13 protein-coding genes and 1 pseudogene are annotated in these 13213 nt (G+C 60.1%); 6 read left to right on the plus strand and 8 right to left on the minus strand.

All coding sequences use genetic code 11. The features are described from left to right. Positions 1–62: 62 nt before the first annotated feature. On the plus strand, positions 63–1148 hold the full coding sequence (locus IE091_RS06470) for an ABC transporter substrate-binding protein (protein WP_308428119.1): 1086 nt from the start codon (positions 63–65) through the stop codon (positions 1146–1148). 21 nt (positions 1149–1169) lie between these two features. Continuing rightward, positions 1170–2558: an exonuclease domain-containing protein gene (locus IE091_RS06475; protein ID WP_189463106.1), complete on the plus strand. Its 1389-nt coding sequence runs from the start codon at positions 1170–1172 to the stop codon at positions 2556–2558. Positions 2559–2594: 36 nt separating this feature from the next. On the opposite strand, the gene IE091_RS06480 is transcribed toward IE091_RS06475, so the two are convergent. The 3 genes and pseudogenes from IE091_RS06480 to IE091_RS06490 all read right to left on the minus strand — a co-directional run. Beyond that, complete coding sequence (locus tag IE091_RS06480; RefSeq protein WP_189463107.1) at positions 2595–3401, minus strand: alpha/beta fold hydrolase; 807 nt, start codon at positions 3399–3401, stop codon at positions 2595–2597. Between the two features lie 16 nt (positions 3402–3417). After that, positions 3418–4086: a 7-cyano-7-deazaguanine/7-aminomethyl-7-deazaguanine transporter gene (locus tag IE091_RS06485; RefSeq protein ID WP_096922966.1), complete on the minus strand. Its 669-nt coding sequence runs from the start codon at positions 4084–4086 to the stop codon at positions 3418–3420. Between the two features lie 138 nt (positions 4087–4224). Then, positions 4225–6162: pseudogene (locus tag IE091_RS06490) on the minus strand (propionyl-CoA synthetase); the annotation flags it as partial. 255 nt (positions 6163–6417) lie between these two features. Between IE091_RS06490 and IE091_RS06495 the strand changes: the two are divergent. After that, the gene (locus IE091_RS06495) at positions 6418–6738 is read left to right on the plus strand and encodes an ArsR/SmtB family transcription factor (RefSeq protein WP_039177873.1); all 321 of its coding nucleotides are present in this window, start codon (positions 6418–6420) and stop codon (positions 6736–6738) included. Between the two features lie 10 nt (positions 6739–6748). Here the strand turns inward: IE091_RS06495 and sohB are convergent, their stop codons facing one another. Further along, the gene (gene sohB / locus IE091_RS06500) at positions 6749–7795 is read right to left on the minus strand and encodes a protease SohB (protein ID WP_189463110.1); all 1047 of its coding nucleotides are present in this window, start codon (positions 7793–7795) and stop codon (positions 6749–6751) included. Between the two features lie 162 nt (positions 7796–7957). Between sohB and IE091_RS06505 the strand changes: the two genes are divergently transcribed. Then, positions 7958–8269 carry an SCP2 sterol-binding domain-containing protein gene (locus tag IE091_RS06505; protein WP_039177868.1) on the plus strand — a complete coding sequence of 104 codons (312 nt, stop codon included), beginning with the start codon at positions 7958–7960 and terminating at the stop codon, positions 8267–8269. A gap of 4 nt (positions 8270–8273) precedes the next feature. Here the strand turns inward: IE091_RS06505 and nudC are convergent, their stop codons facing one another. From nudC to IE091_RS06525, 4 genes are read right to left on the minus strand one after another with little or no spacing between them, the layout of a single operon-like run. Then, positions 8274–9047, minus strand: a complete 774-nt coding sequence (gene nudC / locus IE091_RS06510; RefSeq protein WP_189463111.1) for an NAD(+) diphosphatase — start codon at positions 9045–9047, stop codon at positions 8274–8276. Further along, on the minus strand, positions 9040–9789 hold the full coding sequence (gene dnaQ / locus IE091_RS06515; protein WP_189463113.1) for a DNA polymerase III subunit epsilon: 750 nt from the start codon (positions 9787–9789) through the stop codon (positions 9040–9042). The genes nudC and dnaQ overlap by 8 nt, the downstream gene beginning before the upstream one ends. Then, the gene (gene rnhA / locus IE091_RS06520) at positions 9777–10259 is read right to left on the minus strand and encodes a ribonuclease HI (protein WP_039177860.1); all 483 of its coding nucleotides are present in this window, start codon (positions 10257–10259) and stop codon (positions 9777–9779) included. The genes dnaQ and rnhA overlap by 13 nt, the downstream gene beginning before the upstream one ends. Further along, a complete protein-coding gene (locus IE091_RS06525) occupies positions 10252–11040 on the minus strand; it encodes a class I SAM-dependent methyltransferase (RefSeq protein WP_189463115.1) in 789 nt (262 codons plus the stop codon). Before IE091_RS06525 ends, rnhA begins: the two co-directional genes overlap by 8 nt. A 110-nt stretch (positions 11041–11150) precedes the next feature. Between IE091_RS06525 and gloB the strand changes: the two genes are divergently transcribed. Both gloB and IE091_RS06535 read left to right on the plus strand, forming a co-directional pair. Further along, complete coding sequence (gene gloB / locus IE091_RS06530) at positions 11151–11918, plus strand: hydroxyacylglutathione hydrolase (RefSeq protein ID WP_189463116.1); 768 nt, start codon at positions 11151–11153, stop codon at positions 11916–11918. A 29-nt stretch (positions 11919–11947) separates the two neighbouring features. Beyond that, the gene (locus IE091_RS06535) at positions 11948–13171 is read left to right on the plus strand and encodes a transglycosylase SLT domain-containing protein (RefSeq protein ID WP_189463118.1); all 1224 of its coding nucleotides are present in this window, start codon (positions 11948–11950) and stop codon (positions 13169–13171) included. Positions 13172–13213 lie beyond the last annotated feature (42 nt).

Raw genomic sequence — 13213 nt, forward strand, 5'->3', positions numbered from 1 at the left:
TTTTTTTATTATTTTCAATTTCAGCCACTTACGCAAATGATACGGAAACACCCGACACACCCTTGCAGCTGGAGAGCGACCTGGTGCTGCCTGAAGGGTTGTGGCACAGCGCTCCCCAACCCGAAGTAGAAGCGGCTACCGTCGAAAGCGACGAGCCTGAGACATCTGCCCCGGAACAAGCGTCCAGTGAAGACGAGGCTCCCAGTATGGCGCTGGTGCCACCGCCGCCTCTGGACCCACCGCCCATGAAGCGTCTGAACCTGATGCTGGATTGGTACCTGAGCCCCCAGCATGCTCCCCTGATCGTTGCCAAAGAGCGCGGTCTGTTTGCGCTGCAAGGCCTGGAGGTGGAACTACAGACGCCTGCAGACCCGACCATCGCCATCAAACTGTTGGCGGCTGGAGAAGTGGATCTGGCGCTGTCGCGCCAGCCGCTGCTACACCTGAATGTGCATGATGGTGCCCCCATCGTGCGGATTGCCACGCTGGTCGAAACCCCGTTGAATGCCGTGGTCGTGGCAGGCACCGCCACTTCGCCCGACCCCCTCCAGGGATTGGGCAGAGTCCACTATGGCTTCTCGACCCGCGAAGGGCGCGACCTGCTGGCGGAACCGCTGGTGCCCCTGTCCCTGCGGCAAATCGATGAATTTTCGCCCGCCGAAAACGTCCACTTCGATGCGGCCGGCGCCCTGCGCGAAGGGCGCGTCGACGCCATTGCCGACGGCTTTTATCTGACCCTGCCGGAAGAGCTGGCCTCAGACGGTATCGTCACCCACACGGTGCGTTATCAAGCGCTCGACATTCCCCGCCATGACGGCCTGATTCTGCTGGCCAACAGCGATTCTGTCGCGCGGCGGGCAGCCACCTGGTCGCGCCTGGTGACGGCCCTGGAAGAAGCCAGCAACTGGATCGTCGACCACCCCAACGAGGCCTGGCAACTGGTGATCAACACTCAGCCAGTGCTCGACAACCCGGTCAACCAGGGCGCCTGGGCAAATATCGTGCGCCGCCTGGCGCTGAGCCCAGCCGCCCTAGATGAGCGTCGTTACAGCGCCTTCGAACGTTACCTGCTGGCCTCCGGCACGATAGACGCCACGCTGCCTGCCTCCCGGCTGGCACTCAATCCGCATACCCTGGCCGAGCCATAAGCGCGCCCAGGCGGGAGCCGCATGAACGATACGCCACTGATTTTCATCGACATAGAAACCACCGGCACACGCGCTACCCGTGACCGCATCACGGAAATTGCCGCCTTGAAAATCAACGGCGGTCACGTCGTGGAGCGCTGGATCAGCCTGATTCAGCCCACAACGGGAGTACCGGCCCATATCAGCCGACTGACAGGAATCGACGATGCAATGCTCAGGGAGGCGCCCACCTTTGCTTGCATTGCCGAGGAGCTCAACGGGTGGTTGGGGCGTGACACGCTGGTGGCGCACAACGCTCGCTTCGATGCAGGCTTCCTGCGCAACGAGTTCAAACGCGCTGGAATTGCTTACCGACCCAGGGTGATCTGCACCCTGCGCCTTGCCCGGCGACTGGCACCGCAGCTGGCCAAGCACAATCTGACGGCATTGCTGGCCCATTACGACGTTCCCAGAACCAACGCCCACCGAGCCGAAGAGGATGCGCAAGCCCTGTGGGGCCTTTGGCAAACCTGGCAACAGCGGTTCGATACGCCCACCTGGCAGGCGGCGTTGGCTGACGAGCAGCGTCACCGCAGCCTGCCCGCACACCTTCCCAGCGAGCAGCTGGCGGGGCTGCCGGAAGCACCGGGCGTCTACCTGTTTTATGGGCACAACCGCCTGCCGCTCTATGTGGGAAAGAGCGTCAATCTGCGATTGCGGGTGCTCGGCCACTTCCAGCGTGATCATCAGGATGACAAGGAGATGCGCCTGGCCCAGCAGATCCAGCACGTGGAATGGGAGGAAACGGCCGGCGACCTGAGCGCCCAACTGCGAGAAGCGCAGCTGGTAAAGCAGTTGATGCCCATCATGAACCGACAGCTACGCCGCCAGGGCAAGCTACACACCTGGTACTGGCCGGACGATGCGGCGCAGCCCACGCTGGCCAATGGCAAGCTGCTGGGGCAACCGCAGCCGGGCAAGCTGTTTGGCCTGTTCCGCAGCGCCAAGGAAGCCAAGGAGGCACTGCGCCACTTGGCCGAAGCGCATCAGCTCTGCCCGCAGGTATTGGGGCTGGACAAGGGCAAGGGACGCTGCTTTGCCCACCAGCTGGGGCGATGCCGGGGGGCGTGTTGCGGCGAGGAAACACGAGAGGCACACACGCTGCGTGCCCAGCAAGCGCTGGCGGGCCTGCAGATCAGCGCCTGGCCGTGGCCTGGCCGTATCATTCTGCGCGAACAGAGCCGCCCCACGGGTCCGGCGGCCTATCACTTGATCGATCACTGGTGCTATCTGGGCAGCGCCCCATCGCGGCAGGTTGCGCTGGCGTTGAAAACACCTGCCGGGCAGTTCGATATGGATACCTACCGCATTCTCAACCGCTTCATCCGCGACGCCGAACAGCACGGGCTGTCGATCGAGCCGCTGGGTTGAGTGGCTGGATTGGTGGTTGGATTGAGCGGGCCAGCGTCAGGAGTGCGCCGCAATAAAAGCGTCGACCCCCTGCTGAAACGCTTCGGGCTGGTCGGCATGCAGCCAATGCCCAGCATTCTTCAGCGTCACCAGGCGGGCCCGTGGCAGCACTTCGCGTAGCCTGGGCAGCATCTCATCCGTCACGTAGTGAGAGTTGGCCCCACGCAGCACCAGCGTTGGCCCCTCGTAGGCAGCCTCTCCTTCCGGCTCACCGATGATGTGCTCATAGCCACGCTGAATTTCGTCCAGACCCACGCGAATGCTCATCCCCCCCTGCTCGTCTCGTACCAGGTTGGTGGCCAGGAACAGTCGCGTGGGGCGCTCGCTGACATGCTCCGCCAATAGCGCATCGGCTTCACGGCGATTGGCAGGCTTGGCGTCTCTGACGCGATTCAGCGCCGCGAACACATCGTCATGACCATGCTGGTAGGCCACCGGAGCGATATCGGCCACCATCAGCGACAGGCAGCGCTCGGGGGCTTGCCGAGCCAGCGTCATGGCCACTTTTCCGCCCATGGAGTGGCCAAGAATATGCGCATCCTCGATGGAGAGCTTGTCCATCACTGCCAGCACGTCATCGCTCATGGCGGTGTAGTGCATGCCTTCGGCATGGGGCGAGCGGCCATGATTGCGCAGATCCACCGCCACCACCCGGCGCTTGCGCTGCCACACCTTGAGATGCGAGCGCCAGTTGTCGGCACTTCCCAACAATCCATGAATGACGATCAGCGGCGCTTGCTGAGGCGCTTCAACCTCGGCGGGCAGATCGATCACGTGCAGGTCGACAGTGGCCTGTTCGGTCATGGGGGCTCCTTGATGATTAAGCGGTGCGTGGTTCGGCATCTGCCTGGCCGGTCCATACCACCAGCCTGCGCGTCAGCCACGCCAGCAATAAGCCGTACAGCGGCAGGAAGAACAGCAGGCTGATCGCCAGTTTGATGACGTAATCCACCGTGGCAATTTCCACCCAGTGGGCGGCCATGAACGGATCGGGGCTGTTGTAAAAGGCGGTCGCAAAAAAGGCAAAGGTATCCGCCAGGTTACCCAGGATAGTGGAGCAGACCGGCGCTACCCACCAGGCCCATTGGCGCAACCGGTCAAAGACCTGCACATCCAGCAATTGGCCCAGCACGTAGGCCAGGAAGCTGGCCAGGGCAATCCGCGCCACGAACAGGTTCCACTCGCCCAGCGCTTCCAGGCCCGCGAAACTGCCACGGGGAAACACCACCGACACCACATAGGATACCAGCAGCGCGGGAAACATGACCCGTAATACGATAGTGCGTGCAGGCCCTTTACCAAACAGGCGCACGGTCAGGTCGGTAGCCAGAAAGATGAACGGAAAGCTAAAGGCTCCCCAGGTGGTGTGAAAGCCGAACAGCGTAAATGGAAGCTGCACCAGATAGTTGCTGGCGGCAATGATGGCAATATGGAAAAGGACCATTACCGTCAGGCAACGGCGATGCTGAAGATCGGTGAGCGCAAACATGGAGCGAGACCTTTTTTTGGTGGCAAGAGGGGTTAGGGAACCCTCGTGAACAGCGTAATGATGCTACTGGGGCGCGCATTATACGCCTTCTCGCTGGTAATGAAAGCCGCCCAGGCTCTCCGGGCGGCCAACCTGGTTTCAGTCCTGCTGCGGCTTCGCTTGCTCAGCGGCACCGATCTGACGCTGGCACATGGCTTCATGCACGTCATCGAGACTGGTGGGGTCATCGATGGTCGATGGAATACCGTAGGACTTGCCATCGGCGATATTGCGCAGCAGCTTGCGCAATATCTTGCCCGAACGGGTTTTCGGTAGCCGATTGACCACCAGCACCTGCTTGAAGCAGGCAATCGGGCCGATATGTTCACGCACTCGCTCGATCAGCTCGGCTTCCAGCGTCGCTTCGTCGCCCTGGAAGCCATCCTTGGGGATGACCAGTCCTATCGGGAGCTGCCCTTTCAACTCGTCATGAATGCCAATCACCGCGCATTCGGCCACCGCCGGGTGGGCACCCACCACTTCCTCCATTTCACCGGTGGAGAGGCGATGCCCCGCCACATTGATCACGTCATCGGTGCGCCCCATGATGAACAGGTAGCCCTCCTCATCGAAATAGCCGCCATCCCCGGTGAGGTAAAAACCTGGGAAAGCCGCCATGTAGGCGCTGTGGAAACGCTGCGGGTCACGCCATACGCCGATCAGGCAACCTGGCGGCAACGGCTGCTTGATCACCACGCTGCCCTGCTGCATGGACTCGGCCTGCTCGCCGTCGCGATCCAGAATACGTACGTCGAAGCCGGGCACGGGATACGTAGCCGAACCGGCCTTGGTGGGCACGGCTTCGATGCCGGGCAAGTTGGCGGCAATCGGCCAGCCGGTTTCGGTTTGCCACCAGTGATCGATCACCGGCACGTCCAGCAGGTCATCCAGCCAATGGAACGTGGGGGGATCGAGCCGCTCCCCCGCCACATACAGATGTTTCAGGCTGCTGATATCGTATTGCGAGAGTCGCTTGGCGTCCGGGTCCTCTTTCTTGATGGCCCGGAACGCCGTAGGCGCCGTAAAGAAGCTCTTGACGCGGTACTCCTCGATCAGCCGCCAGAATGCCCCGGCATCCGGCGTGCGCACGGGCTTGCCTTCGTACACCACCGTGGTGCAGCCACGCAGCAGCGGCGCATAGACGATATAGGAGTGCCCGACGACCCACCCCACATCAGAAGCCGTGAACATCACGTCGCCCGGCGCCAGGTCGTAAATGGCCTCCATGGAGTAGTGCAGCGCCACGGCGTAACCACCCGTATCGCGCACCACGCCCTTGGGCTTACCCGTGGTACCTGAGGTGTACAGGATATACAGCGGGTCGGTCGCTTTGACGGGCACACAGTCGGCGGCCTGAGCGCTGGCTTCGAGCGTCGCCCAGTCGTGATCCCCCGGCTGCAGCTCGGCCCGGTGGGCATCGCGTTGGAACACCACGCACGCCTGTGGTTTGAAGCTGCTCAGCTCGATGGCACGCTCCACGATGGGCTTGTAAGGCAGCACCTTATCGACCTCGACCCCGCAAGAAGCCGCAATCACCACCTTGGGCTCGGCATCTTCGATGCGTACTGCCAGCTCGTGGGGGGCAAAGCCGCCAAAGACCACGGAGTGCACCGCGCCCAGGCGGGCACAGGCGTACATGGCAATCAGCGCCTCGGGCACCATGGGCATGTAGATGATCACCCGGTCACCTTGGGTGACGCCCAGCTGTGCCAAGCCACCGGCTACCTTGGCGACTCGGTCACGCAGCTGACGGTAAGTGAGCGTCTGTTTGCAGCGGGTGACCGGCGAGTCCCAGAAAATGGCCGCCTGTTCGCCGCGGCCCTGCTCTACGTGCACGTCGATGGCGGCGTGACAAATATTGAGCACACCATCGCTGAACCAGCGGGCGTGCTGCTGCTCGTCGTAACTGAGGATGGTGCTGGGAGGGGTGAACCAGGGCAGCTTGCGAGCCTGCTCGGCCCAGAACGCTTCTGGCTGTTCCACCGACTGGCGGTAAACGGAGTGATAACGATTCATGGTGGCCTTGTCATTGTTGTGAGCTTGATTGTTGACACTCTACAAAGCAAAGCATGCTTTCACCCTCATACTATCGGCTTAAATTCGACCAAAGCAAAAGCAAAAAACACAAATTGTCGACAAAAAATCAACACTTATCATTGATAGAACGTTAAACGTGGTTTTGGACAAAAAGCGCTAAATTAATGATCATTCAACAACCCAATCCTCGCGACGCGACGATGGCTACATAATCAATAACAACGCTGTCACCACAGTGTAGGCAAGGAGAGTTTCATGTCTGCTTCTACTAGCGCCGCTGCACGCCTTCTGGAACACAATGGACTCGCCATTGAGGCAGGCACTCAATTGCTCAAGGCCCTGGCCAATGAAAAACGTCTGCAAATCCTTTGCTTGCTGGCAGAAACGGAACTGTCTGTCACGCAGATCAATCAACAGCTGGCGTTGAGCCAGTCCGCGCTCTCCCAGCATTTGGCCATTCTACGGCGCGACAAACTGGTCGAGACGCGCCGCGAATCACAAACCATCTATTACTCGCTCAACAGTGACAGTGCCAGGGCGATCATCAGCACCCTGGCCCAACACTATGCGGCCTGATTTTTTCAGGTCAACGACGCAGCCAATCGGCTGATTCGATCACCCCCAGCGCTTTCACCAGCGCATTTTCGATACCCGCCGACACTGCAAGGCCAAACCTGCGCCCCATGGTTTTCGGCGGCTCCAGCTTCACCCGGTATACCTGCGCATCGGCCATGCGCTCGACCAGGTAGGCTTCGCTGGTGCCTACGCTGTCCACCAGTTTGTTTTCCAGCGCTTCGCTGCCGTACCAGATTTCTCCCGTGGCCAGCTGTTCGATGTCCATCTCGGGACGGTGGCTGGCAACGAAAGATTTGAACAGGCGATGGGTATTCTCCAAGTCATCAATGAACTTCTCACGCCCTTCCTGGGTGTTTTCTCCCAATATCGTCAAGGTACGCTTGTACTTGCCGGCAGTGAGCAACTCCACATCGATATCGTTGCGTTTGAGCAAACGGTGAATATTGGGCACCTGGGCCACGACGCCGATGGAGCCAATGACCGCAAACGGGGCCGCTTTGATGTGGTGAGCGGTACACGCCATCATGTAGCCACCGCTGGCCGCGACCTTATCGATACACACCGTGGTGGTCAGCCCTGCTTCTCGCAGCCTGTCCAATTGGGCCGACGCCAGGCCATAGGCGTGCACCAGCCCACCGGCTGATTCCAGGCGCACCACCACTTCGTCACTGGCGGTGGCCACCTCGATCACCGCCGACACTTCCTGGGCAAAGGTTTCAGCCTGGGAGGCCTTGATATCGCCATGGAAATCCAGCACCCACACTTTTTGAACAGAATCAGAGGGATTCTTACCCTGCTTGGCCGCCTTTTGCCGCGCTTTCTCTTCCTGACGAAAGGCCTTGATCAGTTTCTTGCGGGCGCCCTGCTCGGTGGTACTGACTCGCAGCCGTCGGCCACGGGCTCGACGCTGATCGTTCAGTGATTCCACCTGCAACTTCAGTCCCGATGACGGGGACTCCTTGCTACGCATCACCAGCATCAGCAACGCTGCCACTGCTGCCAGCACCAGCGTGGTTTGCAGCAGGAAGGTGCCCATTTCCACCAACCATTCCGCCATGATTCGTCTCCTCAGGTATTTTTAAACGCTGGAAAGTATTAGTGTACGGGCTTTATCCGCAGATTGTGAGGAAGTGTCAACGAGGCTTGATTAAAACAACTGTTTGAAATACTCTCGTGAGATAACGTCAATCCGCACCAACTCGTTACGTGAGCATACCTTATGTCATCCAATACGCTTGAAAAACTGCAGTCTCGCTTCGACCCCGAAGCAGCCAAAGGCATGAACGAAGTTTTCCAGTTTCATTTTTCCGATGCTGGCAGCCACTATCTCTCGGTTCAGGACGGTAGCTTGGGGGTGCATGAAGGCGAGCACGACGACCCGTCTGTGAGCTTGAGCCTGAGCACCGATACCCTCAAGGGCATCATGAGTGGCGACATCAACGGCATGACCGCGTTCATGACCGGCAAGCTCAAGGCGACCGGCAACGTCATGCTGGCCACCAAGCTGACCAGCCTGTTCCCGGCCAAGTAAGCCATCAGCGCCAACGGGCCAGATGCGTCTCGATCAAATCCCGTGAAATAGAGTACGGCGGCAGCAGCGCAGGCAGCTGCCGCGGCGAAAACCAGGCGGCATCGCTGATTTCGACCCCATCGATGGTGATTCGCTGGGTCGTGGCCTCGGCGAAATAGCCCAGCATAAGCGAATGCGGGAAAGGCCAGGCCTGACTGTGGTGGTAGCGCAGTTGGTCCACGTGCACGCCTACCTCTTCGAACACTTCCCGATGCACGGCCTCTTCTGCCGACTCCCCCGGCTCGATGAACCCCGCCAGGGTAGAGTAGCGGCCGGGCGGAAAACGCGGGCTGCGCGCCAGCAGCATGGCTTCACCCCGGGTCACCAGCGTGATGATACAGGGTGAAATTCGCGGGTAGTTGCGATGCCCGCACGCATAGCAGTGCATGGCGAACTCGGCTTCCAGCTTGGATGCCCGCTCACCGCAGCGGCTACAAAAACGGTGGTTTTCCAGCCAGGCGCCTACCTGCAATGCCGTGGCCAGCAGGCTAAACCAAGAAGCTGGCAGCTCTGCCAACCACTGGCGCCCTTCTATCCAGGCATCCCCAGGCTCACTCTCCAGCTGCAAGGCCACGGGCTCATCATGCCAGTAGCACAAGGGCTGCATGTGCTCGTCCCAGGGTTGATGGGGCTGAAGCGGGGATAGCTCACCCACCAGCGGTGCCGGCGCAATGTGACTGCGCGCGACGCGAATCACTCGGCCTTCACGCGCATGGTGCGGGATTTCACGCCTAAGCATCGGCCGTACCACTCTCGCCGCTTGCCGACAGCCAACGCAGTTGATGCGCCTGACACTTTGCCTGATGAGCGGCCTGCTCTTCTGCGCTGGGGCGAATCACTCGTAGCTGACCTGGCGCCAACGACAGCCGCTGAACCGACAGCCCTTCGTTGGCCTGGCGCTCTTCGCGCTGGTCATTGCCACTCTCGGCATCCAGGGTCAACGCCGTTTGCCCACCGGTCATCGCCAAGTAGACATCGGCCAGAATTTCCGCATCCAGCAAGGCCCCGTGAAGCACTCGGTGGCCGTTATCGATGTCGTACCGTTTGCAGAGCGCGTCCAGATTGTTGCGTTGGCCAGGGTGCATTTCGCGGGCCATGACCAGCGTGTCCAGGATACGGCAGTGCTCCCTGACCGGCCCCAGTATCGGCGATTTGCGCCGCTTGTTGAGCATGTTCAGTTCGTGGTCGATGAAGCCCACGTCGAACGGCGCGTTGTGAATGACCAGCTCGGCCCCATCGATGAAGGCCCAGAACGCGTCGGCAATCTGAGCAAATACCGGCTCGTTGGCTACTTTGGCATCATCGATGCCGTGGACGGCCACCACCTCGGCATCGATATGACGCTCAGGGTTGATGTATTGGTGATACGTGCGCCCGGTAAACCGCCGATTGATCATTTCGACGGCGCCAATCTCTACCAGACGGTGGCCATCCTTGGGGTCGATACCAGTCGTTTCGGTATCCAGAATCACTTGGCGCATGGGGTCTTGCTCCTCTGGTGCTCATCGATGGCCTCGTTGGCCAAGGCGTCGGCGCGCTCGTTACCGGGGTGGCCACTATGCCCTTTGACCCAATGCCATTCGACACGATGGCGCTGGGTCTCTTCGTGCAGGGATTTCCAGAGCTCGGCATTTTTCACCGGCTGCTTGGAGGCGGTTTTCCAGCCACGTTTCATCCAGTTGTGAATCCACTGGGTAATGCCTTGGCGAACGTACTGCGAATCGGTCCACAACGCCACATCACAGGGCTTGTTGAGCGTGCGCAGCGCCATGATGGCCGCCATCAATTCCATACGATTATTGGTGGTGTTCGCTTCGAAGCCTTTCAAGGTCTTCTCATGGGTACCGCTGACCAGCAGCACTCCCCATCCGCCGGGGCCAGGATTGCCACGACACGCCCCATCGGTATACACCGTGACACGGGGCAGCCCATTGGCTGCTTGGTTACTCACGCTCACTATCCTTTTCTATACAACGTTTTCCAGCGGGTAGCCGGGCGGCTGCGCTGGTGCGTGTGGCACCGATCGATGACGAAACCGGCGTACGCAAACCGAACTTGACGCGTTGAATGGGAGCATGATGCTGCCGACGCTGCGCCTGAATCATGTAACTCTCACCCAGCGGCATGTTGTGGCGTCGGCCAAGCCGCTCCCAGCGTTCGCGACAAGTGGTGCTCATGGGGCCACGAAAACAGCAGTAGTCTACGCGCTCCACCTCGAAATCGACAAACGCGAGCCAGTCCCGCAAGCGGTTCACCGTGCGCCACTGGCCTTGCCAAGGATATTCGGCCTTGCGCCACCGGCGACTGAGCCCGTTGAGGCCCACTGGATTGAAGCCAAACAGCACCAGCACGCCGTTGTCTGCCGTGACCCGCGCGGCTTCCTGAAGCGTGTGGTGTGCATCCGGCAAATATTCGAGCCAATGATGAATCACCATGACGTCCAGACAGCGGTCCGGGAGTGCCAGCTGTTCCGGGGGGCAAATCAGGGTGGATTCACTATGGGCGGCCTCTCTGCTGGGCGCCCAGACCACCTGATGAGCAATGCCGGACATGGTCATCAATGGCGGGGCCATGCCCATCTCAAGGCTATGCCCACCTTTTCTGCCTTCCACCACGGGCCCAAGGCAAGCACGCTGCGCATCCCACAAAGCGCGCCCAGCGTCTGTCTGCCAGTAGGCTCGCGCCTCTGCAAGCGAGTGGGCAAGGCGCGGTGCATTGGGCGAATTTGACATGAACGGCACTTGCCTCCACAGTATTGGGCTTTTGAGGGGCGCGCTGCCACGCTACGCAGCGCACGGCAAATTTTTCAAGCAGGTCTGACAAACTCCGAGGGATCTCGCCCATGATGAGCGTGACACCGATACCCGCCTTAAGCGACAACTATATTTGGCTGATAAGACAGGATAACAGTCAAGGCGTCTGCGTGGTGGACCCCGGTGAAGCGCCCCCCGTGATCGATTTCCTCGAGCGGGAATCCCTGACCCTCGATTCGATTTTGATCACGCATCATCATCATGACCACACCGGCGGGCTGGCGGCACTGAAAGCGCGCTACTCGCCCATGGTGATTGGCCCGCACAACCCGGATATTCAGGGTATCGACCAGCGCGTCGGCGAGGGCGACCAGGTAAGAGTACTGGGCCGCGCCTTCGAAGTGATGGAAACCCCAGGCCATACGCTCGATCATATCAGCTACTTTACGCCAGGTATTCCCGCCCTTCTTTTCTGTGGCGACACGTTGTTTCATGCCGGCTGTGGCCGCCTTTTCGAAGGCACACCAGAGCAGATGCTGACTTCATTGCGTCGTTTTGCGGAACTCCCCCAGGAAACACTGGTCTTTGCAGCGCATGAATATACTCAGGCAAATCTGAGCTTTGCACGTGCTGCGGATCCTGAAAACGATGCTGTAACACGCGCACAACAGGAGTGCGAAAAGGCCCGGGCGCTAGGCAGGCCCACCTTACCCAGCACGATAGGACGCGAGCTGACGATCAACCCCTACCTGCGTGTCGGTACCGAGAGTGTGCGCCAAGCCGCAGGCATGCAAGGGGCAAATGACGACGAACTCGCTACGTTCACCACTCTGCGTGAGTGGAAGAACCGTTTTTAAGAACGCTATCGAATAGAAACGAACACACTATGACTTATCGAACGCTTCGCCAGCGCTTGCTATTGAGCGCCGGCAGTACGGTTATTATGGGCCTTTTTTTGGCCGCCGCTGCGAATACTCAAGCCTCTGCCACGGATCCCCAATGGGGCTCCCACACCAGCAATACCGACTCCTCTGCGCTAGGTGATGCTGAGGATGCCTTGACGGCCCGACCCACTGCGTTTCAGCACCACTTCTGGGAAGCTCTCGAACTGCAACCTCAGGACGCCTGGAGCATCCTGCGCTCGAGTTTTCAGTGGCAGGAGAAGCACCTGCCCGCCGATGCCCAGGCACGGGTAGACGAGTGGATTCAATTCTACAGCGCCAGCCCCCAGAATATCGCTTCGATCACCGAGCGTGCCACGCCCTGGCTTGCCTGGATTGCCCAACAGGTATCCGAGCGAGGCCTGCCCGGTGAAATTGCCCTGATCCCCTTTGTCGAAAGCTCTTTCGACCCCAGCGCCCGCAGCCATATGGGTGCCGCCGGATTATGGCAGTTCATGCCCGGCACCGGTGATGCACTGGGCCTGGTTCGCAACGGTCAGTACGATGGCCGCCTGGACGTGGTGACCTCCACCGACGCCGCGCTCAATTACCTGGAAATGCAGGCCGACGAGTGGTACGAAGGCGACATCATGCTCTCCCTGGCGGCTTACAATGCCGGCGCTGGCACAGTCAATCGTGCTCGCCAGCAGGCTCAGAATCAGGGCATGGCGGGCCACTACTGGGATTTGGCGCTGCCCAACGAGACCATGCAGTACGTTCCCAAATTGAAAGCCATTGCCACCATCATCGACAATCCTGAACGTTACGGCGTCAGCTTGCCTGACATTCACGCGGAACCGGCCTTCGCCAAAGTACAGCTGGAGCAGCCCGTCAGCCTGGCACAAGCCTCTCGCATGCTGGATGTCAGTCAGTCGGCCCTGGCCGAGCTGAACCCGGGCCTGCTGAATGGCAGCATCGACCCCAACAGCGCTCAAACACTGTTGGTACCCGAAGAAGTGGACACCCAGGTGCTGGCGCAGCTATCGCAGTCCAGCGGCAGCTACGTGGCAGCGGACTCCCCTTCGGTACACCGCGTTGAACGGGGCGACAATCTTTCCACAATTGCCGCGCGCTATAATCTTGATCAGCAAGATTTAATCAGGTGGAATGGGCTGGATCGCCCAGAAGCCCTGCAGCCCGGTCAGTTGCTCTCGTTATCGGATGGCTAGCGCAGCCAGCCCCCCGTGACCACCCCCGGTTTTGCCACTACA

It is taken from the genome of Vreelandella hamiltonii, assembly GCF_014651775.1.
Lineage (GTDB): Bacteria > Pseudomonadota > Gammaproteobacteria > Pseudomonadales > Halomonadaceae > Vreelandella > Vreelandella hamiltonii.